Source organism: Celeribacter sp. HF31 (assembly GCF_011806455.1).
Taxonomy (GTDB): Bacteria; Pseudomonadota; Alphaproteobacteria; order Rhodobacterales; family Rhodobacteraceae; genus Celeribacter.
The window spans coordinates 505,709-527,998 of the sequence record NZ_JAATOT010000001.1 but is presented as its reverse complement, the minus strand read 5'-3'; the positions used below and the strand labels follow the sequence as shown (position 1 = coordinate 527,998).

Here is a 22,290-nt window from a genome sequence, read left to right as displayed (position 1 = left end):
TGCCCGACCGCACGCGAGACGTTCCGTGCCGCAACCGGGCCAGCAACTTTGAAACGAGTGAGCAGATGCCCGTTTACGATCTGGAAGTATATGATTTCAACCCCAACGGCGTGTTCAGCACGACGACGGGGTCGACATTTACTTATTCCGGCGGCGGCCCGACCGGGACAGCGACTGTCACCGACAGCGACAGCAACTTGACGGATGACAGCGCCGGCGGAAGCTATAGCGAAACCGCCACGGCGGATGTGAGCATCGGCGGCAATGATTCGTTTGGCTCGGATGTCGATGCCGAACTGGTCTGGACCGTGACCGATCTGGACACGGGCGAAACCTTTCAGGTCATCCAGTTCCAGGTCGAGGACGGCAATGCGAGCGGCTATTACACCGTCTCCGAACAACCGCTGATCGACGGGCACCAATATCAGATCGTCGAGTACGACACCAATCCGGGCTCCGCGAGCGGCACGGCGCCGAGTTTCAGCTATGCGGATTACGTTCCGTATCCCGACGGCATCGTCAGCGGGACAGACGGCGATGACACCATCGACACGACTTACACCGGCGATCCGCAAGGCGAAATGGTGGATGGCACCTCCTCCGTCGAGAGCACGCTGAGCTGGGACGATCTGGCCGCCGACAACACCTCGATCGAGGGCGGCATGTCGACCGTGATCAACGGCGTGCAGGTCGACATCGGCTATAGCGAAACCGACAGTGGCAACACCGCGACGATCTCGAACGAGACCATCTACACGGAGAACGGGGATTTCTCCGACAACAGCTCGCTCAGGCTCTGGGGGTCGGGCGCGAACGGCGACACCTCTTCGCTCACCCTCGACTTCTCGTCGACCCAGAGCGATGTGATGAACGAAGTGGAAAATGTCACCTTCCGCATATCCGATCTGGACGTGTATTCCTTTGTCGATACCGTCACGATTACGGCAGAGGATGCTGACGGCAATATTGTCACCCTGACAATCACCCCCGAGGGCGAGGTCAGCGTCTCCGGCAACACCGCCACGGGCACGGCGGATGCGACCTATGTGAACCCGGACGATGCCTCAGGCGCGATCCTCGTCACCATCCCCGGCCCCGTCTCCAGCATCACCATCGATTACGGCAACAATGGCACGGAGCAACAGGCGATCCATGTGTCCGACATCAATTTCGATGTGATCCAGACCGAATACGATGACACCATCGAGGCCGGTGACGGCGACGACACCATCGATGCGGGCCTCGGCAACGATGTGGTCTATGGCGGCGCGGGCAATGACATCATCGATGGCGGCGTCGGTGACGATGAACTTTATGGCGAAACGGGCGCCGACACCTTTATCGGTGGCGAAGGCGCCGACTATATGTCGGGCGGCTCGGGTCAGGACACCATCGACTATTCCGACAGCGCCGAAGGTGTAAATGTCGATCTCGGCACTGGCACCTATTCAGGCGGCGACGCCGAGGGCGACAGCGGCTCTGGCATCGACGGGCTGATCGGCTCGGATCACGACGACACGCTCATCGGCTTCGACGGGCAAAGCACGGACGGCGAGAATGCCTATACCAACATTTTCTATGGCGGTGCGGGCAACGATTACCTCGACGGTGCGGGCGGCGATGACGAGCTTTACGGGGGCGAAGGCAACGACACCATCATCGGTGGCGCGGGCGCCGATACAATCGACGGTGGCGCGGGCGATGACACGATCTACGCGGGCGGCGGCGACACGATCACCGGCGGCACGGGCAGTGATACCATCATCATCGACCCCTCCCTGCTGGACGGCAATGCGATCAACATCATCGGCTCCGAAGATTCGGGCAATGGCGACACCGATGTGCTCGATCTTTCCGGCCTCGAAATCGACTGGTCCACACGGCCCATCACCTATGACGAAAACGACCCGGAAAGCGGCACCCTGACGCTGGCGGACGGGACCGTCATCACATTTACCAATATCGAAACAGTGATCTGTTTCGGCGAGGGCACCCGGATCGCCACACCTTATGGGGCCCGTGCCGTCGAAGACCTGAAGCCTGGCGATCTGGTGCTGACCATGGACAACGGCGTGCAGCCGCTGCGCTGGGTCGGCGCGCGTCAGGTGCCCGCGATGGGCCGATTTGCGCCCATCGAGATCAAGGCGGGTGCCCTGAACAACGACCGTGACCTCATCGTTTCGCCGCAGCACCGCATGCTGTTGAACGGCTGGCGCTCCGAGATGCTGTTCGGCACCTCCGAGGTCTTCGCCGCCGCCAAGCACCTGGTCAATGGCACGACGATCCGCGAGGCACAGGGTGGGATGGTCACATACTACCACCTGATGTTCGACCGCCACGAGGTGATCTTTGCCGAAGGCGCCGCCTCGGAAAGCTTCCACGTCTCGGATTACTCACTGACTGGCGTCGCCGACGCCGCGCGCGAGGAACTCTTCGCGCTCTTCCCGGAGCTGCGCTCCATGCCGACGCATCACGGCGACACCGCCCGCAAATGCCTCAAGGCGCATGAGACGGGGCTTTTGGTGGCGTGACGACGGACATATTTGAAAGCGAGTGCCGAAACGCCCGCTTTCAAACACATCTTAGATGTTTGAGGTCCTGAAGGCGGGATAGACATGGACACCTTCGTCAACGCAGGTCACATCCAGAACGGCAAACTCCCCAATGGTTGGCGCGCCAGTTTGCTCTCTCCCTTTGGGAAAGTGATTTCTAGGGAAGAATGGAATTCGGAGGCATGGACAGAGGCTGATTTAGATTTCGAACAGCAAAGCCCCGAAAGACAGCGCGCCATTAAGTCCGATTTCGAAACATTCTTTGAAAATTTTGGACCCTTTTTTCTCGTCATGGACATGTGTGAGCCACATCCTCCTTTGGACGACGGCAGCTATTTCGAACCCTTGATCGAGCCGGTTTTCAGACAGGAAACCCTTGCCTGTCTCGTCGAGGGCTTTCTCGCCGGGACGTCACGAGCCTTTGTCTTTCATCTCGGCCGAGAATGTTTCGTCGCTTTTGACTACGACATGAGCGTCAGGATCTATCACAAAGACCATCTTCCAGTCATCGGCGGGCTTGAAATTCTGACATTGGTGGAAATTTGAACACCTGAACGCCTTGCCCTCCAGCCATGCAACACGCGCACAGGCGACTTGCACGCAGATAGTTTGCAATACCAATCATTTTGACGCACATGCAGTTTATGACAGAAACGCCCCCCTCCACGCTGCCCGCAGACTCCGCCAAAACCCTCTTCGGGTTTCAATTCGTCACGCTCTCGCGGCGCTGGCGCAAGGTGATCCATGCCGAGCTGGCCAAAGCCGGGCTGACCGATGCCACCTGGGCGCCCTTGGTGCATCTCGATGCGGGCGACGGGATCAGTCAGACGGAGCTGGCGGATCACCTGGCGCTTGATACCTCAAGCCTCGTGCGTCTGTTGGACATTCTCTCCGAGCGAGGGCTGACCGAACGCCGGGTCGATCCCAAAGATCGCCGCGCGCGGCTGTTGTATCTGACGCCCGAAGGCCACACAGAGGTTGCCCGGATCAAGACGCATCTGAACGCGGTCGAGGCCATGCTTTTGACCGATCTGAGCGACACGGAGGTCGCCGCGCTGATCCGTGCCATGGAGAAGATCAACATCACGGTCGAGCGCGCGCTCACGCAAACGACGAAAGCAGACACATGATGGCCCCTCTCCTCTCCCGGCTCACAGACCACGGGTTCGACATCACCCGCCTGCGCTTTGCCACCCGCACCGCCATCGCGGCCTGTATCGCCTTAGTGCTCGCTTGGCTCATCGGGCTGGAACATCCGCAATGGTCCGCGATGACCGTCTGGGCCGCCTCGCAGCCGACCCGCGGCCAGCTTTGGGAGAAAAGCCTGTTTCGAGGGCTGGGTTCGATCAGCGGCACCGTTGTGGGCGTGCTTTTGGTCCTGTCGATGCAGCTGCACCCCGCGCTTTTGGTCATAGGTCTCGCGCTTTGGGTCGGGGCCTGTACCTATATCGGCAATCTTCAGCGTGGGTTCGTGGCCTATGGCACAGTTTTAGCTGGCTACACCGCTGCCATGGTCTCGCTTTTGGATGCCGCCCATCCGGATCAGGTGCTGGGCCTCGGCGCCGACCGGCTGGCCACTGTGTTGACCGGCGTCGTCGTCGCCACCTTCATCGGCTCGCTCTTTGCGCCCAAGGCCGCCACCGGCGAACTGCGCCAAAAGGTGCGCGCGCTTTTGACCGAGATGATCGCGGAGGCCGCATCCGCCACGCCGTCACACACACGTCGTCGCCAGCTTTTGTCGGATCTCGCGGCCATCGAAGAGGGGCTGGACCCGCATGCCGCAGGCTCCATCCGCTCGCGTCAAAGCATCCGCGCCACCCGCCGGCTCTTAATTGCCGCCACCCCGCTTTTGCTTTGGAAACATGGCGACAGCCAACCCGCAGGCTTTCGCAGCCACCTGACTGCCGCCAGTCTCGCACTGGCAGACGAAGACATCCCCGAGACGCTCGCGGACCTCAAAGCCTCCGCTGAGACGCCCGGCCTGTCCCCGCGTCTGCGTGAGACACTCACCACCACCGGCGCGGCGCTGGCCGATTGGCATGCCGACCCGCATGCGCGCCGTTCCGTGGCCTCCCCCGCCACATTCGCGCCCCTGTCCGTCGTGTTGCACCGTGACTGGACCGGCGCGCGCGAGGCGGGGCTACGGGCCTTTGGCGCGCTTTTGCTCTTTGGCGTCCTGTGGCTGGTCACCGGCTGGTCGGTGGGTGCGTTCATGCTTTTGGGCCTGTCGGTGATGATCTCGCTGTTCTCGACCTTCGAGACCCCGGCACAGATGATGAAATCCGTGTTCAAGGGCCAACTTGCCGGCGTCATCGGCGCCTTGATCCTGCGCTGGCTGATCTGGCCGATGGCGGAGACAGAGACCCAGATAATCCTCTTCACCCTGCCCTTCATTCTGATCGGGCCGCTCTTTGTCGCGCATAATAAAACCGTCGCGATGAGTTTCGATTACAACATGGTCCTGATGCTGATGTCGCAGCCGCATTGGCCGCTCACCGGCACATTCGAGACCTCCGTCGCCGCCGGTCTTGCCGTGATCGCTGCACCTGTGGCCGCGATGGGGGCCTATTTGACCATTTATCCCGCCAACCTGAAACGCCGTCTCGACACGTTGATGACAACCATGCTCCACGACTTGAGCGATCTGGCCGCCGATCCGAAGGCGCTGCAAACCCGCAGCCATTGGCAGGCGCGGCTCTATCACCGGACCCTGCGTCTGGTGCGCCTTTCCGAACGCGCCGCGCGGGCGCAGACCGAGGCACAGGACGCGGCTTTGGCGTTGTTGAACCTTGGCCATGCGGCGATGTGGTGCCACCGCGAGGCGCAAAACCAGGGCGAGACCCGGATGGCACCGCATGAGATGGCGATCTCAGACTCCGACCGCCGCGCCGCGCGCGCTGCGCTGATGCGTCTGGCGCATCTGCGCGAAGACCCGGCCCGGGCGCGCGCCACGCTCGTCAAGCTTCAGGCCCGACACGCGGGCCCCGAAGCCGCGCTGTTGCGCGAGGCGGTGAGCGGGATCGACACGTTGACGCCCCTGCTCACCACATTGGACTAAGATTTACATGTGCTCAGGCGCCGGGCCGACTTCGCGCGGTTTGCCCTCTGCATCGACAGCCACCATGGTGAACCGCGCCTCGGTCACATGCTCGCGCTGCGCCGTATAAGCCCGCCGGGCCCAGACCTCGATCCGGATCACCATGGAGCTGCGCCCGACATGATCGACGGCGGTGTAAACGCAGAGCGTATCGCCGACTTTCACCGGCTTCTTGAACACGATCTCATTGGCCGCGATGGTCACCGTGCGCCCGTTGCAGCGCTCGTTGGCGCGAATGGCGGCGGCGAGGTCCATCTGGCTCATCACCCATCCGCCGAAAATATCGCCTGCGGCATTGGTGTCGGCCGGCATCGCGAGCGTGCGCAGCGTGAGTTCCATGCCCTCCGGTGTATGTGCGTCTGACATTTTGAAAATCCATTGTCTTGTGATCGATGGGGGTCAAATGGCACGTGAAAGACGCGGCCTCAAGCCTTGGATCCAACACGCAATGCGGCATTGGGCTGGGTGCATGGCATGCGTGCCTCTGACACCGCCGCCGCCAAAGAAATCCGCAAACTAAAAGTATAAAACAATTTTAAAATAAGAGCTTACCCTGCACCCCCTGATTTAATTCCACTCAGAAACCGCCGCTATGTTGCGCAATCAATCTTCCACGTATCGTTGTATTTTCAGGACATGAACGGAAAGCTCTTATGACACAAAACTTGTTTGAAGATTTGACCTCTATTCTTGATGAAATCTCAGAAGACTGCAAAGCCGTCCATGGCTGGCCTGTCCCTTGGAGATAGCTTTCAGCATCTGCACACACATAACCTTACGCCCCACGCAGATGTTGCCCTTTCCGAAAAGTTGAATCTCATGACTGGGGATTACACCTCTCAGGAACCGATCGAGGTGCTCTGTCTGGATGTTCTGAAATCACCGGAACTGACCCGCTCCTGCTTCGAAATCTTTTTGCCGCAAATGATCCTAGGTGAGTCATATGTGCTCAATCAAGACCATGTGCACGCCACCCTTCCTTTTGCGATTTCTGCGTTCAGTCTTTTCTCAGACATCCTGACACCGGTCGGGGAATGTATTCATACCGCCGCTTTCAAATATGAAAAGGCGATCACCAGAGAAGAAGTTGCCGCACGGTTCGAGAACGCCCCAAACTGGGAAAAAGGTCCACGTATGATTGCTGCGATCAAGCAAGCAATCGAGTCCAGCCTATCGGATAAGTCGCGCGTTGTTTACCGGATTGCCCTCGCCTACGCCCACCGCAGGAATCGATCGCATCACGAGGCCGAGGCGGTCTTCTTGCGGACCCTTCTCGATGAACGTACCGCTCTGGCCACCCTCGATCAGTCAGAAGCAGACAGCATACAATACTATATCAAAAGGTTCCTCGAACATTTCCCGAGGGCCAAGCAAGCCGCGCGCGCCAAACGCCCTGAAAACGCTTGACGATCGCAAGCCGCTTTTGAGGGCCCTCGGCTCAACATCCGCCGAAGGAACAGTCTGAAGATCGCCCAGCCTGCGGATCGGACCTCTCATGAAAATTTCCGTAAAGGAATGCTTTCATCGTTTCGGCTGAATGTCTGCTTAGACTGGGTCTTTTGCCACTGCCTTCCCTCAGAAGAGCCTTTGGCTCAAACAAGAACATAATTTTCGAACGAAACCTGCCTCAAGTCGCTGAAAGCACTCGGGCAGTTCAGAATGCTGCGGGTGAAGTTAAAAGCTTAGGCCATATGCTCGCATCGTTTTCGTGCCGAAAACGACTGCCGCATGAAAACGTTAGGAGGATTTCGGGATCTTCGCTTTCGCAAAGAACCAATGGTGCAGGTGAGAGGAGAATTCTCGAACCGAAACTGGCCTCAAGTAGCGCTCCGCGCGATAGGCCAATTTAAAATGGTGCGGTCGAGAAGACTCGAACTTCCACGGGAGTTACCCCACAGCGACCTCAACGCTGCGCGTCTACCAATTCCGCCACGACCGCACTGTCTAGGCTTGGTGAGGGGCTATGTAGCGAAGCGCGCGGTGGTTGGAAAGAGGAAAATTGACCCTCAGACTGATTTTTTTACATGACCTTTGCGGCCGTGCCAATGTCACCCCGAAGAGCCGCAAATCAGAAAGGCCGCCAGGGGAGAACCCGTGGCGGCCTTCGAAGATTAACCCGAGATACTTCGGGACTTATTCCGTCACGCTAAAGCTCGGCAACGCAGGTGCGGAGGTCGGCACCACTGGCGCCGGTTGCGGGATCACCGCGCCGCTCAAGGACATGGAGGCCTTGCGCAGAAGGCCCTGACGCTCGGGCTGACCCGGCGCAAAGACGGCGGGCATGCCGGCGTCGATGGCGGAGAGGCTGTCGCCATACCAGGCCTGCGCCAGATCCGGGCGACGGGTGACGCCGACACCTTGGCTCAGGTGGTGGCCCAAAAGCTCGCCGTAAGCCCGTTCACCCAAGGCCACGAGCAGCAGAGACGAGGCCAGCGCCACGTCCATGTCATCCGTGCGATAGCCGACGGAGAGACAGATTTTGGCGGTCGAAGCCAGCTGCGCCGGAGACATGCCGGAGTTGAGCACGAAAGCCGAGGTGTCGGTCAAAACCTGATCGCGCGGCTGGATCGACAGGGCGGCGACTTGCGACGACATAGTGGGGGCAAAGCCCTGACATTGCTGGGCGATTTGTTCGGGGGTAAAGCCCTGAACCTTGGAAATCATATCCTCGCCGGTGCTGATCGCATAGGTGCGCGCCAGGCAGAACTGTTCGTTCAGCGCCTGGTTCGGATCGGACATGGAGGCTTCGGTGACGAACCCGCCGTTGGTGTTGGTCATCAGGGAGACCTTGTTGCAATGCGACGCCAAGGACACGGTTGCGCCATTGCCCATGAAGCTCGGCATCGCACCTTCCGGCTGGGCGGCGGCGAAAGCGGGCATGCCTCCGGCCGCAGGTGCGGTCGGTGCAGGTGCCGCGGCAGTCAACGTGCCCTGCCCCAGTCCTTGGCCTTGCGGCATCACCGGGTTCACGACGACGGTTGTGCCCGGCGCGGCCATCATCGGCGCGCCCGCCATGGTGGCGCCACCAGAAGCCATCTCGGACCGGTATTGCTTCAAAAGACCGCGCGTGCCGTCGGGGTTGGCGGCCACAAGTTGAGACGTTTGCATGCCCCCGGCCTGCGCGCGATTGTAAGACGAGATCAGCAGCTCCTGTTCAAAGGGCGTGAGCTGACCGGTCACCGGATAGCCGAGATAGGCTTGATAGGAAGACACGGCGTTGCGAGTCTTTTGCCCCAACTGGCCATCGACGGAGCCCGCGTTGAAGCCGAAATAATTGAGCGAGGCCTGAATTTCCTTGCCTTCCTGCGTCGAGGGCAAACGCGGGCGATAGCTTCGCGTCGATGTGGTCTTTCTTTTCGGTTGCTGGCTGGCCGCCCCCAAGAGGCCGCCGATCACGGCCCCTGCAATGAAGTCGCCGCCATCGGCCTGAACACGAGATGTGGTTCCGAGCACCAGGGCAGAGGCCAGGGCCGCGGAGATGAGATGTTTGAAACGCATGAGATCCCCCTCACTTTATACATATGTTCAAGACTATCACCGGATCGTGAGTTTCTGAGAGGTTTTTGGCCAAATCCTAAAGAAATCCTCAACGGAGTATGGAAAACCCGACCTTATTTTCCAGATTGCAAAGCCCCTGCCCCTTTTCGCGGCACCTCTGCCGCGTTAGATCAAGGTCAGAGCAACGGACACAGGCAAGGACGGGCGAATTATGGTCGAGTGGCGAATCTCTGACGGGTTGACGGATTACGACACGGCCGTGGCCGAAATGGAGGCGCGCGCGGAGGCCATTGCCAAAGGCGAAGCCGAGGAACTGATCTGGCTTGTGGAACATCCGCCGCTCTATACGGCCGGCACCTCTGCGCGACGCGAGGACCTTGTCGATCCGGATCGCTTTCCGGTCTATGAAAGCAAGCGCGGCGGGCAATATACCTATCACGGTCCGGGCCAGCGCGTGGCCTATGCGATGCTCGATCTGAGCAAACGCGGGCGTGACGTGCGCAAATTCGTGCAGGACATGGAAGCCTGGGTGATCGCCGCGCTGGCGGAGTTCAACATCAAGGGCGAGATCCGCGAAGGTCGCGTCGGCGTCTGGGTCGTGCGCGAGGACAAACCGCTGACAGCTCTGGGTCAGAAACCCGAGGACAAGGTGGCCGCGATCGGGCTGCGCATCCGCAAATGGGTGTCTTTTCACGGACTGTCCATCAATGTGGACCCGGATCTCACGCATTTCGACGGCATCGTGCCCTGCGGCATTCGCGAACACGGGGTGACGTCCTTGGTCGATCTCGGCCTGCCGGTGACGATGGAAGACGTTGATATGGCGTTGAAACAGACGTTTGGGACGGTTTTCGGGGAATAACCGGCCGGCGAAAGCCCCGATCAAGTCCAAACGCGCTTCGGCATTTGCGTAAGATCAAAGTAGGAGATGCCCGGGCTGGTAACAACGGCCAAACTCAGTATTCTGGGTTCGGACACATGAATCGGGAGAGAGACCCTTATGAACACGTTTTTTGCCTTCACAGCCGCCGCCCTGATGGCAACCTCCACCGCAGCCTTTGCCGAAGGCGACCCGGCCAAGGGTGAGAAAGAATTCAACAAATGCAAGGCCTGCCACATGATCGTGGACGATGCGGGCGAAGCCATCGTGCGTGGCGGCAAGACCGGCCCGAACCTTTATGGCGTCGTGGGCCGCCCGGTGGCCTCTGTCGACGGGTTCAAATACGGCGACGGTATCATCGCCGTGGGTGAGACCGGCATGGTGTGGGAACCTGAGCTGATCGTCGAATATGCCCAGGACCCGACCGCTTTCATCGACACCCATGGTGGGTCTGGCCGGTCGAAAATGACCTTCAAGATCAAGGACGCGTCGAACATCGTCGCTTTCCTCGCCTCCGTGGCACCGGCGCCTGAAATGGCCGAAGAGGCCGAGGACGCTCCTGCGGAAGAAGCCGCGTCCGAATAAACGCCTGCTTTGACAGCATATGAAACGCCGCTCCGACCGGGGCGGCGTTTTTCATTTTGGGGCAGAAGCAAATCCGCGCCCGAGCACCCGCCAGCCCAGAACGCCAAGCACAAGTGCGCCGAGTGAGGCCACCAGAAACGGCAGGATCAGCGCGGTCTCTCTTGGCACGATCCCATCGAACAGCCGCACGAGGACGCCCGACAATAACAGCCCGACCGGCATCATGCCCCAAGCCAGAAGGCGATAGAGGCTGTTGACCCGGCCCAAAAGCGCGTCGGGAATGGTGCGTTGGCGGTAGGACACCGAGACGGTGTTCCACAGAATGCCCATGAATTCGAACACCGCGAGTGTGAACGCCAAAGACACAGGCCCCGGCACGAAGGCGATCGCCAAAAAGGCGGGCACCGAGGCCAAGAGGGAGATTTGCGCCGTTTTGGCCGCGCCGAGACGCTCGACGACCCAGCCGCCGCTCCAACTGCCCAAGATACCGCCGATGGCCCCGCCCGTCAGGATCAGGCCGTAGACTTGCGCGTCGACGCCCAGGTTTTCCTGCACATGCAGCACCAGCGCGATCAGAACCATGTGAAAGAACAGATTCCAGAAACCGGTGATCCAGGCCAGCGCGCGCAGCAGCGGCGCGTCTCTGAGAAAGGCGAAACCCTCTTTCAACTCCCGACGCCAGTTGCGGGGGCCGTTGGGTTTCGGGCGAAACACGCCCTTGAGCCCCGCCACGAGGGCAATCGCAGACAGATAGGCTAAAGCGTTGACAAAAAACGGTAAAGGCAGCGCGAAGGCCAAAAGAGACGCACCCAGAGCGGGACCGATCAGGGCATTTCCAACCATCTCGACGCTCCACAACCGCCCGTTGGCCCGTTCCAGATCGTCCTGCGCCACGAGGCTTGGCAGCATGGTCTGAGCGGCATTGTCGCGAAAGACTTCGGCGACGCCCACGACAGAGGCCGCGAGGATCAGCACGGTGAAAAGCGCGTGCGAGGACAGGCCCATGTCGGGCGGCTCCGCCAGGGGCAGAGCCAGCCAAATCGCCAAAGCCGTGCCACCGAACGCCAAGGCGCGCAGCACATCCATCGCCACGATCAAGCGGCGCCGGTCCACCCGATCCGTCACGATCCCCGCAGGAACGGCACAGAGAAACCACGGCAGGCGCAACACCACCGGCACCAATGCGATGATCAAGGGATCACGTGTCAGCAAAGAGGTGAGCCAGGCCCAGGCCACTGTCGCCACGCCGTCCGCCAGATTGGTCAACCCGCTGGCAAAGACGAAACGGCGAAAGGCAAGGTGCAGCATCAGATCAGGGTCCAGTTAAAATCCGAGCCTATTCCGAAGCCCGAAATCACCGCAAGCGCGGGACGCTCAGGACGCTCAGGACGCTCAGGACGCTCAGGACGCTCAGGACGCTCAGGACGCACAACATGAGCCAAAACAAAAGTTTCAACCCCCGAATGCGCATTTTTCTTGCGACAAAATGCGCCAAATTATTGCTCTCGTCTTCGTGAAGCTCTAAGACAAATGGTAATTCCGCGATATGACTCCCGAAAAGGGGGCGGCGGAAAGACGCATAAAGACCGCAAAAAACGCAGCAAACGCGCGCATAAACTGTACGCATGACCACGCATTAGTCGGGAGGACCGCATGGCAGACGCAGCCGTTCACGGGCATGAACATGAGGACAACCGGGGGTTTTTCACCCGTTGGTTCCTGTCCACCAACCATAAAGACATCGGGATTTTGTATCTCTTCACGGCCGCCGTCGTGGGGTTCATCTCGGTCTGTTTCACCGTCTACATGCGCCTTGAGCTCATGGAACCCGGCGTTCAGTTCATGTGTCTCAATGAGGCCGGCGAATCCGCCGCGCGTCTGATTTCGGGCTTTGGCGCCGAAAACTGTGACCCGAACGGGCATCTGTGGAACGTGATGATCACCTATCACGGCGTCTTGATGATGTTCTTCGTCGTTATCCCGGCGCTGTTCGGCGGTTTCGGCAACTATTTCATGCCGCTGCAAATCGGCGCGCCGGATATGGCGTTTCCGCGTCTCAACAACCTGTCCTACTGGCTCTATGTCTGTGGTGTGGCGCTTGGGGTGGCCTCGCTTTTGGCGCCGGGCGGCAACAACCAGGCCGGGTCCGGCGTGGGCTGGGTGCTCTACCCGCCGCTGTCGACCGCCGAGGGCGGTTATTCGATGGATCTGGCGATCTTTGCGGTGCACGTCTCGGGCGCCTCGTCGATCCTTGGCGCGATCAATATGATCACCACGATGCTGAATATGCGCGCGCCGGGCATGACCATGTTCAAAGTGCCGCTCTTTGCCTGGTCGATCTTTGTCACCTCCTGGCTGATCCTTTTGTCCCTGCCGGTTCTGGCGGGCGCGATCACCATGCTTTTGACCGACCGCAACTTTGGCACGTCGTTCTTTCAGCCGGCTGGCGGCGGTGACCCGATCCTCTATCAACATATCCTGTGGTTCTTCGGCCACCCGGAAGTGTACATCGTGATCCTGCCGGGCTTTGGCCTTGTCTCGCACATCATCGCCACCTTCTCGCGCAAGCCGGTGTTCGGTTACCTGCCGATGGTCTGGGCGCTGATCGCGATCGGGGTTCTGGGCTTTGTCGTCTGGGCGCACCACATGTACACCGTGGGTCTGTCTCTGACGCAGCAGAGCTACTTCATGATGGCCACCATGGTCATCGCCGTGCCGACGGGTGTGAAAATCTTCTCCTGGATCGCCACCATGTGGGGCGGCTCCATCGAGTTCAAGACGCCGATGCTTTTCGCGTTCGGCTTCCTGATCCTCTTCACCATCGGTGGTGTGACCGGCATCGTGCTGTCTCAGGCGGGCGTGGACCGGGCCTATCACGACACCTATTACGTCGTGGCGCACTTCCACTACACCATGTCCATGGGGGCGGCCTTTACCATCTTTGCCGGGATCTATTTCTACATCGGCAAGATGTCGGGTCGGCAATATCCGGAATGGGCGGGCAAGCTGCACTTCTGGATGTTCTTCATCGGTGTGAACCTGACCTTCTTCCCGCAGCACTTCTTGGGCCGTCAGGGCATGCCGCGTCGTTACATCGACTATCCGGAAGCCTTCGCGATGTGGAACAAAGTCTCCTCTTACGGTGCGCTTTTGTCCTTCGCCTCCTTCATCCTGTTCATCGGCATTGTGTTCTACACGCTCTTTGCGGGCCGTCGCGTGACCGAGAACAACTACTGGAACGAATATGCCGACACGCTGGAGTGGACCCTGCCCTCCCCGCCGCCGGAGCACACGTTCGAAACGCTGCCGAAGCGCGAAGACTGGGATCACCAGCATTCGCACTAAGCCAGTGTTCAACCTGATCGAGAGAGGCCTCGCAGAAATGCGGGGCCTTTTTCATGCAGACCTCTCGCCAGCCCGGATTTGATCCGCCATTAACCGTTTAAGACATTGGGCACCTTTCGCCTCGAACCGGACACGGTTTATGCCCATTCCCGCGGTAGTTTGATCTCAAGCGATCAGGAGCAGTCAGATGTTGGCGTTTTTCTTCAAATCACGAGACACCGGGGAACCGCCCATGGCGACCCTCGTGTCAGACCATTGGCATCCGCCGCAGTTTTCGAAAATCTATGACCCGCGCGACGGCAAGACCCGTGTCGCCATGCTGATCACCTCGCCGGAACCGCTCTTCGACCCCGACGCCCTGGACGTGCGCAGTCAGATCGACGCGCTCGCCGCCGAGATCGACCGCATCACCCATTGCAAATGGACCAGCCAGGAAGCCGCCAGCGCCGCGGCGCTCTTTCCCGCACACCCTTCGACGGGGTTTGTGGCCATTCTGGAACATGGCAGCAACGGCGCCTACGCCACACAGTCGCAGCAAATCAAAGCCTATTATACCTTTGACGGCGAGCGGATCGGAAAACTGGAGCCGCGGGGCATGGTGACAGGTGATGGCGACTGCGACTTTTGCCTGACGCTGTGACGTCAGCAAAACGGCAGGAACACATAGTCCAGCACGGCCTGACGCCCCGCCCGCTCTGCGGTTTTACGAGAGGCGAAATTGCGCCCATCAATCGTTCCGATCAGCAGGCGCTCCGGGTCCGCTCCCGGCAGACGCGCCAAAGCGGACTGGGCCGCAGCGGCATAGCCATGACCGGCATGGGTTTGGCTCACGATCTCCTCGATGATTTCATCGCCCTTGATCCAGTCAATTTGTCCGGGCGCCGTCGCGATCACCCCCAAAGTGTTCGTCTCGGTCGTGATGGCATGAAGTTGCCCTTCTCGCCACAACACGCGCAACTCTTCCTCCGTGCTGGGCGAGACGTTGCGGCGCAGCTCTGGTTCGGTTTCGGCCATGAGATCGAAACGCTCTTGCACAAGTTTCAGCGCCGCATCGGGATGGGCAAAGGCACGCAAAGAGACAGGCGCAAGCGCCGGGCGCAAGTCCTCATAGCGTGCGGCATAGAGGGTCATATCGACATGCGCCTGAGGGCTGGCCACCCCCGCCCCCACCTTTTGCCGTAACCGCAGGGCACGGGGCGCAAAGGCGTCCCACTCGGCGGCAACCACGGCGGACAATGCGGCCATATCCTCGAAATCATGGGCGATGATCTCGACATAGGGCCGCGCGAGGTCCCGCGCGTAAAACCGGATGCCGCCGATCAGGCTCCCTGCCCCAATTCGCAAATACCGATGCGCATAGTCCAGCGCGGCGACGCCGGGCAGCGCGATATGATCGGAAAACAGGCGCGCGAACTCGGGGTTGTCGATTCGCTCCACCTGTTCCGTAAACCATGCGGACACATGGGAGCGCCCCGATGCGCCGTAAAAGCAGTCCGCGAGTACAAGGTCATAGGAGAGCGAGGGCCAATCGGCGACATCTGTCTTCATGCCGTCGGGATAAACGCCCACTCAGGCCATGTCACGCGGTTCAGGGAGATGGCTTTCCCTGTGGCGGCGAAGCGCCTAGAGTGACAAGAAACGCAAAATCATCATCGCATGCCCTATCGCTGGACGCCCCAAGACATCACACCCCTGCCCCGGCCTCCTAAGGAAGGAGCGCCTCTGTTGCGGCTTGATCTCTGGCCGCATCGCTCGCTCAAGGGCAAAGGCTTTTCCGCCACGATCTGGATCATGTTCTGCGGCGGGTTGATCCCCGTGGTGCCCTTCATCGGCACCATCGCCTTTTGGGTCCTGCTGATTTTCATGATGACGGCCTTGGCTGCGCTTTGGGTGGCGCTGAGGCGCTCGGATCGCGATCGGTTGCGCGAGGAGCTGCTGATCTGGCCCGATCGGGTAGAACTGACCCATTGGCCCGCCAAGGGCGAAGCTTTGAGCTGGCAGGCCAACCCCTATTGGCTGCACCTGAAGTTGCATCCCGAGAAAGGCAAGGTGGAGCAATATCTGACCCTGAAAGGTGGCGGACCGGCTGAGACGCGCGAGGTCGAGCTTGGCGCCTTTCTCAGCCCGGAAGAGCGCCAGAGCCTCTATGGCGAGCTGATGACCACGTTGGCCGCGCTGAAACGCCCGAATTGAAACACGCTGTTTGAGCCAGGTTCACTCCGCCTCGACGAGAACACAGCCCGTCTCCGCCTTCAGCGCCTCGACAAACACATCCGCCTGTTTCTGGCTGTCGCGCGTGACTTTATAGGCGTCCCAGGTGGTGAAATCGTCATCGCTCATCATCTGTTCAAGCATGCTTTCCGCGCTGGCCTCAAGATGAGCGTCCGTCATCTGGCGCGCTTTCGCGAGTTGCGCTTGGGTCGCGGCCTTGCTCATCTGCGGGGCACAGAGAAAGGCGTACGCGCTTTCGCCGTCCTGTGACGTCACCTCATGGCGGAGATAGTCCGGGTGCACCGCTTGCGTGACGCTCGCCGGATCGCAGCCCGCCACGCCGACCAGAGCCAAAACGCCACACAACATATTCATTTTCATGATAAAATCCTCACTCGATACAGGTCGTGGCGGTATAAGGCATTTTGCGCGAAAGGAAAGCGGAGCCCCTCTACCGCATGTGAAAAAACACCAGACATGAGGATAAAATGGGGTTTATTCTTTGCGCTCAGGCAAATTTTCGTGCGAGGTCCCGGCCATCTCCTCAAGCTCCGCTTCGCTCATCGTGTCGTACATCTCGACCGACGCGCCCTGAAGATCTTTGACTTTCGTCTCGCCGCGTTTTGCCGAGAGCGCTGCGCCCGCCGCGCGTTGCTGTGCTTTCGATTGAGCGTCCATGATCGCCTCCATCTGTCGGATTTCTGTGTCCTGAGGACAACGCAGGATCGGAGCCGCCGTTCCCAATAAAAAAGGCCGCCCAAGGGCGACCTTTTCCTGTGTTTTTCACGCGTGGCTCAGCAGCCGAGCTGTGCCTTGACCATGGGCCCGGCGGCGCCGAAATCCATCTGGCCGGTGTATTTGGCTTTCAAAGCGCCCATCACCTTGCCCATGTCGCGGATGCTGTCCGCGCCGGTCTCAGCGATGGCGTCTTCGACAGCCTTGGTGACCTCGTCAGAGTTGAGCTGACGCGGCAGGAATTCTTCGATGATCGCAATCTCGGCACGTTCTTTTTCAGCCAATTCAAGACGCGCGCCCTCTTCAAAGGCTTTCGCGCTTTCCTGACGCTGTTTGACCATCTTGCCGAGGATGCCGAGCACGTCGTCGTCAGAAACAACCACATCCTCACCCTCGCCACGGGCCGCAATCTCGCGGTCCTTGATGGCGGCGTTGATCAGGCGCAGCGTCGCCAGACGTTCGCTGTCCTTTTCCTTCATCGCCGTTTTCAGTGCGGCATTCAGCCGGCTTCGCATATCCATATGGGCCTCATCCCCTAAAGCGTTTTGCGAACAACCTGTGTCACAGATTTTCGGAAAACACCGTGCTACGTTTATACCCTACACTGCATTTTGCTTTTTACCTGTGTCAGATAAAACGCCGAACGCTTTATTGACATCGCAAGTGGCCAACATAACGAAACAGGCGACCAAGCTCAAGCACCGTTCACCAACGGCGATATGACCCATAATCAATTGAAATCATTGCACTCTATATTTAAACCCGAAATCGCCCCCCGAGCGCTTGACGCTGCCCGCCCCTTTCCTTAGGTTCCGGCCAATTTTGCCCATATAGGAGAGTCGTGCCATGGCATCTGGTCTACAGTCCGGAAATCCAACCGCGTGTCTGGCTTTGGCCGATGGCACCGTCTTCTACGGGAAAGGCTTCGGTGCCACCGGGGTCACCACCGCAGAGCTATGTTTCAACACCGCGATGACCGGCTATCAGGAGATCATGACCGATCCCTCCTACGCCGGGCAAATCGTCACCTTCACCTTCCCGCACATCGGCAACACCGGCGTCAATGCCGAGGATGACGAAACCAATGACCCGGTCGCGGCCGGCATGGTGGTCAAATGGGACCCGACCGATCCGTCGAACTGGCGGGCGCAGGACGAGCTGGGTCCCTGGCTCGAGAAACGCGGTCGCATCGGCATGGGCGGCGTCGACACCCGGCGGCTCACCCGCGCGATCCGGCAACAAGGCGCGCCGCATGTCGCCATCGCCCACGATCCTGAGGGCAATTTCGACATCGAAGCTCTGGTCAAACAGGCGCGCGCTTTCTCCGGTCTTGTGGGGCTGGATTTGGCCAAGGACGTCACCTGTGCGCAGTCCTATCAGTGGGACGAGATGCGGTGGGCCTGGCCGGATGGTTACCCGAAACGTGAGGGCAAGGGCTTCAAGGTTGTGGCCGTGGACTTTGGCGCGAAACGCAACATCCTGCGCTGTCTCGCCTCTGCCGGTTGCGACGTGACCGTGCTTCCGGCCACCGCCACCGCTGAAGAGGTTCTGGCCCACAACCCCGATGGTGTGTTCCTCTCCAACGGTCCGGGCGATCCGGCGGCGACCGGGGAATATGCCGTGCCGATGATCAAGGGCGTGCTCGACAAAGACCTGCCGGTCTTCGGCATTTGTCTGGGGCACCAGATGCTGGCCCTCGCTTTGGGCGCCAAGACCATCAAGATGAACCACGGCCACCACGGCGCCAACCACCCGGTGAAGGATCTCGACACCGGCAAGGTGGAAATCACCTCGATGAACCACGGCTTTACCGTGGACGCGCAGAGCCTGCCCCAGGGCGTGAAAGAGACGCATATCTCGCTCTTTGACGGCTCCAACTGTGGCATTGCGGTCGAAGGCAAGCCGGTGTTCTCCGTGCAATACCACCCCGAGGCCTCGCCGGGTCCAATGGACAGCTACTACCTGTTCGAACGCTTTGCGGCGGCCATGGCGGAGCGCGAAACCGCCTGATCTCCCTGAGCGGACGGTATAAAGGTTAAGAAAAGGCGGGTTTTGCCCGCCTTTTTCGTGTCCTGAACACCCGCATTCACCACTTTCACAGTCGCGGTTAACGCGTTGTTAACCAAGCGTCCTCCAAGTTGTCCACACGCGGTCGGGATGTGCCCGATCCGCAGACAGCGGGGGTCAGATGTCCTTTGACAGGCATCAACAGTTTCCGGCATTCAAAAGCCACGGGGAGCCCGCGGCCCCTCTTGTGCTGTCTCCAGCCGACCGTGTGTCCCCACCACATGCCAGCCAACATGGACCACGCCCCCGCAGCCGCAAACCCATCGGTCAAATCCTTGTCGACATGGGAGAGCTTGCCCCGGGCGATCTGGTCCGCGCCGCCGCCATGCGCCAACGCGAAGATGCGCGGATCGGCGATATTCTTTTGGCTCATGGCATGGTCAGCGAACGCGCGCTTTACACCGCACTGGCGCGCCAGTTCAACGCCGAGATCGCGCGCCTCGATCAAAGCCCCCCCGACGTGCGCCTCATCGACCGCATCGGCGCCGACGAATGTCTGCGGCGTGGGATTTTGCCCTGGCGTCAGGCAGGCGGCACGGTTCTGATCGCCTCCTGTCGCCCCGAACAATTCGAGGATTTGCGCCCGCGCCTGACCGGCATGTTCGGCCCGGTGCGCCTTGCTGTCACCTCGGAAACCGCGCTGCACGAAGCGCTGTTGAAATCGCGTCAACGACGACTGGCGTCACAGGCCGAAACCCGTGTCGCGGCCCATGAGAGCTGTCGCGAGATGGACATTCGCAAGCTGACGCGGCTCATTTCGTCGCTGGCCGTTCTGGGCGCGCTCATCGCGCTGATTTCGCCTCTGACCGCGGCAATCCTTTTGACCTCCTGGGCGGTGATCACGCTGGTGATCTCCACCGCACTCAAACTCGCCGCCGCCTTTGCCCAAGCGCGAAATTCCAAGACCCGGCAAAGCACATTTGCCAGCAAACGCAACAAAACCGCCCTGCCCATCGTGTCGATCATGGTGCCTCTGTTCAAGGAGCGCGAGATCGCCTCACGGCTGATCAAACGCGTGTCCCGGCTGAATTATCCGCGCGAGCTTTTGGACATTTGTCTGGTGGTCGAAGAGGATGACACCGTCACCCAAGAGGCCATCGCAGGCACCGATCTGCCGCGTTGGATGCGGCAAATCATCGTGCCGCGTGGTGGGGTCAAGACCAAACCGCGCGCTTTGAATTTCGCGCTGGATTTCTGTCGTGGCTCGATCGTGGGCATCTATGACGCCGAAGACGCGCCCGAGCCCGAGCAGATCCACAAAATCGCCGCGCATTTCGCCCAGGCCGACCCGAAAGTCGCCTGTGTGCAGGGCATTCTGGATTTCTACAACGCGCGTACCAACTGGCTATCTCGTTGTTTTACCGTCGAATATGCCACTTGGTTCCGGGTCATCCTTCCGGGCTATGAGAAAATGGGGCTGACCGTGCCCTTGGGCGGCACCACGTTGTTTTTCCGTCGCGATGCCATCGAGGAGCTTGGCGGTTGGGATGCGCATAACGTCACCGAGGATGCCGATCTCGGCATCCGTCTGGCGCGTCATGGCTATCGCACCGAGCTGTTGCACACCGTCACCGAAGAAGAAGCCAACTGCCGTCTCTGGCCCTGGGTCAAGCAGCGGTCGCGCTGGCTCAAGGGCTACGCGATGACCTACGCCATGCATATGCAAAAGCCCGGCAAGCTCTGGCGCGATCTGGGGCCGTGGCGGTTTTTCGGGGTGCAGGCGCTATTCTTGGGCGCCTTGTCGCAATTCGTGCTGGCGCCGTTTTTGTGGTCCTTCTGGATGTTCCCGCTGGGCCTGCCGCATCCGATGCGTGCGGTGCTGCCGCATGATCTTTTGGTGATTCTGGGAGGGGTGTTCCTGTTTTCTGAGGTCATCACCATCGCCACCAGCATGGTCGCCACCTCGACCTCGAAACACAAATGGCTCTGGCCCTGGGTGCCGACGCTGCATTTCTACTATCCGCTGGCAACCCTCGCCGCACTTAAGGGGCTCTGGGAGGTCGTGTCGAAACCCTATTACTGGGATAAGACCGCGCATGGCATCGACGATCACGGCTATCACGAAGATCACGCGCCTGAGCCGCCGCTTGTGCTCACCGAGCCGATCCCAGAGACCTCAGAGACGACGCCGCTCCTGTTGAAAACGCCGTTGGTCGCCCCTGACCCTGGCCCCGCCAATGAAAAGAGGGCCCCTCTCGTTCTCTACCCGACCCGCGACGAAGCCCCCGTGCCTCTGCGCGAGGTGGCCGAGGCGGCGCGGCCTTTTGTCTTTGAGCGATTGCAGCAGGAAAGCGGAGGCTCTGCTCCGGTTCCGGGACGACGATTGACCTTTGGGCTCGATCTGTCGCGCGGGGCGGAGACTCCGGCGCTGCGACGCGCGATGGACGCGGCTGCTGTGGCCCTCGACCCGACACGCCTGCGCCCAGCGCCACAACCAGAGACACGTCCGACGCCGCAGCCGACCGAAGAATTGGGCGTGCTCACGCCCCCTGCGCCGCCGCCCGCCGTCAACGCGCCGGGCGCGCCCGACTGGGCCCATATCGCCGCCTTCGCGGAGGTGCCGGAATTCGTGCCGGGCGTGTCGGAGACAGGACAGAAAAACCGCAAAAACCGCGACAGTGCCTAAAGGCTCTTTCGCTTAGCGCACTTTATCCGCGTCAATTTTGAGCCGGGTCACGAAAGCTTTCGAAATGTGATCGGACAGCGCCTTATGCGCCGCATCCCCGTCGCGCGCCTCTATGGCGGAGACGATGAGGTCGTGCTCCTTGATCGCCTCCTCGCCACGGCCCTCTGCGGCCAGAGAGGTGGTCGCCAAAAGCGCCATGGAGCGGTGCACGAGATCGAGCTGTTGCACGAGGTATTTGTTGTGCGACGCGAGGTGGATCTGTTTGTGGAAGCGGCGATTGGCGCGCGACATCGGCTCTGGCTGACCGATGAGCGCCCGGTCTTCCTCGACCATATCGCGCAGCACGCGGACCTCTTCGGCGGTGGCATGACGCGCGGCGAGACGTGCGGCCAGCCCCTCCAGCTCGGTGCGCACCACGTAGAGATCGGCCATCTGGTTGTGATCCAAAGAGGCCACGATCAGGGACCGCCCGTCGCGGGTGAGCATGGATTGCGTTTCAAGCCGCTGCAACGCCTCGCGAATGGGCGTGCGAGAGACACCGAACCGATCCGCCAGCTCACTTTCGACCAGACGGTCGCCGGGGCGATAGACGCCGGTGTCGATGGCCTCGAGGATCAGCCCATAGGCATCTTTCTGGCTCGCGCGCGGGTCTTTCATCTCAGGCCTCTCTTTTGGCTCATCGGGTTTTGCGCAT

20 protein-coding genes and 1 tRNA gene are annotated in these 22,290 nt (G+C 60.3%); 12 read left to right on the top strand and 9 right to left on the bottom strand.

What is annotated here, in order from left to right; translation table 11 throughout:
* Positions 1-65 precede the first annotated feature (65 nt).
* The 4 genes from HCZ23_RS02685 (at position 66) to HCZ23_RS02670 (ending at position 5,610) form a co-directional block, all read left to right on the top strand.
* Positions 66-2,531 (top strand): Hint domain-containing protein, encoded by a 2,466-nt coding sequence (locus HCZ23_RS02685; protein ID WP_167600130.1) that lies wholly within the window; start codon positions 66-68, stop codon positions 2,529-2,531.
* A gap of 84 nt (positions 2,532-2,615) precedes the next feature.
* Positions 2,616-3,098, top strand: a complete 483-nt coding sequence (locus HCZ23_RS02680) for a hypothetical protein (RefSeq protein WP_167600129.1) — start codon at positions 2,616-2,618, stop codon at positions 3,096-3,098.
* 98 nt (positions 3,099-3,196) lie between these two features.
* Positions 3,197-3,682 carry a MarR family winged helix-turn-helix transcriptional regulator gene (locus HCZ23_RS02675; RefSeq protein WP_167600128.1) on the top strand — a complete coding sequence of 162 codons (486 nt, stop codon included), beginning with the start codon at positions 3,197-3,199 and terminating at the stop codon, positions 3,680-3,682.
* Positions 3,679-5,610 (top strand): FUSC family protein, encoded by a 1,932-nt coding sequence (locus HCZ23_RS02670; protein ID WP_167600127.1) that lies wholly within the window; start codon positions 3,679-3,681, stop codon positions 5,608-5,610. Before HCZ23_RS02675 ends, HCZ23_RS02670 begins: the two co-directional genes overlap by 4 nt.
* A 3-nt stretch (positions 5,611-5,613) precedes the next feature.
* On the opposite strand, the gene HCZ23_RS02665 is transcribed toward HCZ23_RS02670, so the two are convergent.
* Positions 5,614-6,015, bottom strand: a complete 402-nt coding sequence (locus HCZ23_RS02665; RefSeq protein ID WP_217703104.1) for an acyl-CoA thioesterase — start codon at positions 6,013-6,015, stop codon at positions 5,614-5,616.
* A 324-nt stretch (positions 6,016-6,339) separates the two neighbouring features.
* Here HCZ23_RS02665 and HCZ23_RS02660 point away from each other — a divergent pair, with 324 nt between their 5' ends.
* Positions 6,340-7,056, top strand: coding sequence for a hypothetical protein (locus tag HCZ23_RS02660; protein WP_217703103.1), 717 nt, complete (start codon positions 6,340-6,342; stop codon positions 7,054-7,056).
* Positions 7,057-7,501: 445 nt separating this feature from the next.
* On the opposite strand, the gene HCZ23_RS02655 is transcribed toward HCZ23_RS02660, so the two are convergent.
* Both HCZ23_RS02655 and HCZ23_RS02650 read right to left on the bottom strand, forming a co-directional pair.
* Positions 7,502-7,588: transfer RNA gene (locus HCZ23_RS02655), tRNA-Leu, on the bottom strand.
* A 194-nt stretch (positions 7,589-7,782) separates the two neighbouring features.
* Positions 7,783-9,147: a peptidoglycan-binding domain-containing protein gene (locus tag HCZ23_RS02650; RefSeq protein ID WP_167600125.1), complete on the bottom strand. Its 1,365-nt coding sequence runs from the start codon at positions 9,145-9,147 to the stop codon at positions 7,783-7,785.
* Positions 9,148-9,358: 211 nt separating this feature from the next.
* On the opposite strand from HCZ23_RS02650, the gene lipB reads away from it, so the two are divergent.
* A complete protein-coding gene (lipB, locus tag HCZ23_RS02645) occupies positions 9,359-10,009 on the top strand; it encodes a lipoyl(octanoyl) transferase LipB (RefSeq protein ID WP_167600124.1) in 651 nt (216 codons plus the stop codon).
* A 138-nt stretch (positions 10,010-10,147) separates the two neighbouring features.
* Positions 10,148-10,612, top strand: a complete 465-nt coding sequence (locus tag HCZ23_RS02640; protein ID WP_175580861.1) for a cytochrome c family protein — start codon at positions 10,148-10,150, stop codon at positions 10,610-10,612.
* Positions 10,613-10,663: 51 nt separating this feature from the next.
* Here the strand turns inward: HCZ23_RS02640 and HCZ23_RS02635 are convergent, their stop codons facing one another.
* Positions 10,664-11,920: an MFS transporter gene (locus tag HCZ23_RS02635; protein WP_167600123.1), complete on the bottom strand. Its 1,257-nt coding sequence runs from the start codon at positions 11,918-11,920 to the stop codon at positions 10,664-10,666.
* A 345-nt stretch (positions 11,921-12,265) separates the two neighbouring features.
* Between HCZ23_RS02635 and HCZ23_RS02630 the strand changes: the two genes are divergently transcribed.
* Together HCZ23_RS02630 and HCZ23_RS02625 are read left to right on the top strand one after the other, a co-directional pair.
* The gene (locus HCZ23_RS02630) at positions 12,266-13,957 is read left to right on the top strand and encodes a cytochrome c oxidase subunit 1 (RefSeq protein WP_167600122.1); all 1,692 of its coding nucleotides are present in this window, start codon (positions 12,266-12,268) and stop codon (positions 13,955-13,957) included.
* A gap of 232 nt (positions 13,958-14,189) precedes the next feature.
* Positions 14,190-14,597, top strand: a complete 408-nt coding sequence (locus HCZ23_RS02625) for a hypothetical protein (protein WP_167600121.1) — start codon at positions 14,190-14,192, stop codon at positions 14,595-14,597.
* 2 nt (positions 14,598-14,599) lie between these two features.
* Here HCZ23_RS02625 and HCZ23_RS02620 read toward each other — a convergent pair whose 3' ends face one another.
* Positions 14,600-15,505 (bottom strand): hypothetical protein, encoded by a 906-nt coding sequence (locus HCZ23_RS02620; RefSeq protein ID WP_167600120.1) that lies wholly within the window; start codon positions 15,503-15,505, stop codon positions 14,600-14,602.
* Positions 15,506-15,682: 177 nt separating this feature from the next.
* Here HCZ23_RS02620 and HCZ23_RS02615 point away from each other — a divergent pair, with 177 nt between their 5' ends.
* Positions 15,683-16,150 (top strand): DUF2244 domain-containing protein, encoded by a 468-nt coding sequence (locus HCZ23_RS02615; protein WP_254869868.1) that lies wholly within the window; start codon positions 15,683-15,685, stop codon positions 16,148-16,150.
* 21 nt (positions 16,151-16,171) lie between these two features.
* On the opposite strand, the gene HCZ23_RS02610 is transcribed toward HCZ23_RS02615, so the two are convergent.
* From HCZ23_RS02610 to HCZ23_RS02600, 3 genes are all read right to left on the bottom strand, one after another.
* The gene (locus tag HCZ23_RS02610; RefSeq protein WP_167600118.1) at positions 16,172-16,549 is read right to left on the bottom strand and encodes a hypothetical protein; all 378 of its coding nucleotides are present in this window, start codon (positions 16,547-16,549) and stop codon (positions 16,172-16,174) included.
* A 114-nt stretch (positions 16,550-16,663) separates the two neighbouring features.
* Positions 16,664-16,846 (bottom strand): DUF3008 family protein, encoded by a 183-nt coding sequence (locus HCZ23_RS02605; protein ID WP_167600117.1) that lies wholly within the window; start codon positions 16,844-16,846, stop codon positions 16,664-16,666.
* Between the two features lie 116 nt (positions 16,847-16,962).
* Positions 16,963-17,424 (bottom strand): GatB/YqeY domain-containing protein, encoded by a 462-nt coding sequence (locus HCZ23_RS02600; protein ID WP_167600116.1) that lies wholly within the window; start codon positions 17,422-17,424, stop codon positions 16,963-16,965.
* A gap of 325 nt (positions 17,425-17,749) precedes the next feature.
* On the opposite strand from HCZ23_RS02600, the gene carA reads away from it, so the two are divergent.
* Positions 17,750-18,913, top strand: coding sequence for a glutamine-hydrolyzing carbamoyl-phosphate synthase small subunit (gene carA / locus HCZ23_RS02595; RefSeq protein WP_167600115.1), 1,164 nt, complete (start codon positions 17,750-17,752; stop codon positions 18,911-18,913).
* Positions 18,914-19,253: 340 nt separating this feature from the next.
* The gene (locus HCZ23_RS02590) at positions 19,254-21,596 is read left to right on the top strand and encodes a glycosyltransferase family 2 protein (RefSeq protein ID WP_217703102.1); all 2,343 of its coding nucleotides are present in this window, start codon (positions 19,254-19,256) and stop codon (positions 21,594-21,596) included.
* Positions 21,597-21,608: 12 nt separating this feature from the next.
* Here the strand turns inward: HCZ23_RS02590 and HCZ23_RS02585 are convergent, their stop codons facing one another.
* Positions 21,609-22,253 (bottom strand): GntR family transcriptional regulator, encoded by a 645-nt coding sequence (locus tag HCZ23_RS02585; RefSeq protein WP_167600114.1) that lies wholly within the window; start codon positions 22,251-22,253, stop codon positions 21,609-21,611.
* Positions 22,254-22,290: the final 37 nt, after the last annotated feature.

What these genes read in the sequence shown, in the direction of transcription:
- HCZ23_RS02685 (WP_167600130.1), top strand. Translation starts at nt 66, where the DNA reads ATGCCCGTTTACGATCTGGAAGTATATGATTTCAACCCCAACGGCGTG.
- lipB (WP_167600124.1), top strand. Translation starts at nt 9,359, where the DNA reads ATGGTCGAGTGGCGAATCTCTGACGGGTTGACGGATTACGACACGGCC.
- HCZ23_RS02600 (WP_167600116.1), bottom strand. Translation starts at nt 17,424, where the DNA reads ATGGATATGCGAAGCCGGCTGAATGCCGCACTGAAAACGGCGATGAAG.
- HCZ23_RS02610 (WP_167600118.1), bottom strand. Translation starts at nt 16,549, where the DNA reads ATGAAAATGAATATGTTGTGTGGCGTTTTGGCTCTGGTCGGCGTGGCG.
- HCZ23_RS02620 (WP_167600120.1), bottom strand. Translation starts at nt 15,505, where the DNA reads ATGAAGACAGATGTCGCCGATTGGCCCTCGCTCTCCTATGACCTTGTA.
- HCZ23_RS02650 (WP_167600125.1), bottom strand. Translation starts at nt 9,147, where the DNA reads ATGCGTTTCAAACATCTCATCTCCGCGGCCCTGGCCTCTGCCCTGGTG.
- HCZ23_RS02625 (WP_167600121.1), top strand. Translation starts at nt 14,190, where the DNA reads ATGGCGACCCTCGTGTCAGACCATTGGCATCCGCCGCAGTTTTCGAAA.
- HCZ23_RS02635 (WP_167600123.1), bottom strand. Translation starts at nt 11,920, where the DNA reads ATGCTGCACCTTGCCTTTCGCCGTTTCGTCTTTGCCAGCGGGTTGACC.
- HCZ23_RS02670 (WP_167600127.1), top strand. Translation starts at nt 3,679, where the DNA reads ATGATGGCCCCTCTCCTCTCCCGGCTCACAGACCACGGGTTCGACATC.
- HCZ23_RS02630 (WP_167600122.1), top strand. Translation starts at nt 12,266, where the DNA reads ATGGCAGACGCAGCCGTTCACGGGCATGAACATGAGGACAACCGGGGG.
- HCZ23_RS02585 (WP_167600114.1), bottom strand. Translation starts at nt 22,253, where the DNA reads ATGAAAGACCCGCGCGCGAGCCAGAAAGATGCCTATGGGCTGATCCTC.
- HCZ23_RS02680 (WP_167600129.1), top strand. Translation starts at nt 2,616, where the DNA reads ATGGACACCTTCGTCAACGCAGGTCACATCCAGAACGGCAAACTCCCC.
- HCZ23_RS02675 (WP_167600128.1), top strand. Translation starts at nt 3,197, where the DNA reads ATGACAGAAACGCCCCCCTCCACGCTGCCCGCAGACTCCGCCAAAACC.
- HCZ23_RS02590 (WP_217703102.1), top strand. Translation starts at nt 19,254, where the DNA reads ATGGGAGAGCTTGCCCCGGGCGATCTGGTCCGCGCCGCCGCCATGCGC.
- HCZ23_RS02665 (WP_217703104.1), bottom strand. Translation starts at nt 6,015, where the DNA reads ATGTCAGACGCACATACACCGGAGGGCATGGAACTCACGCTGCGCACG.
- carA (WP_167600115.1), top strand. Translation starts at nt 17,750, where the DNA reads ATGGCATCTGGTCTACAGTCCGGAAATCCAACCGCGTGTCTGGCTTTG.
- HCZ23_RS02640 (WP_175580861.1), top strand. Translation starts at nt 10,148, where the DNA reads ATGAACACGTTTTTTGCCTTCACAGCCGCCGCCCTGATGGCAACCTCC.
- HCZ23_RS02605 (WP_167600117.1), bottom strand. Translation starts at nt 16,846, where the DNA reads ATGGACGCTCAATCGAAAGCACAGCAACGCGCGGCGGGCGCAGCGCTC.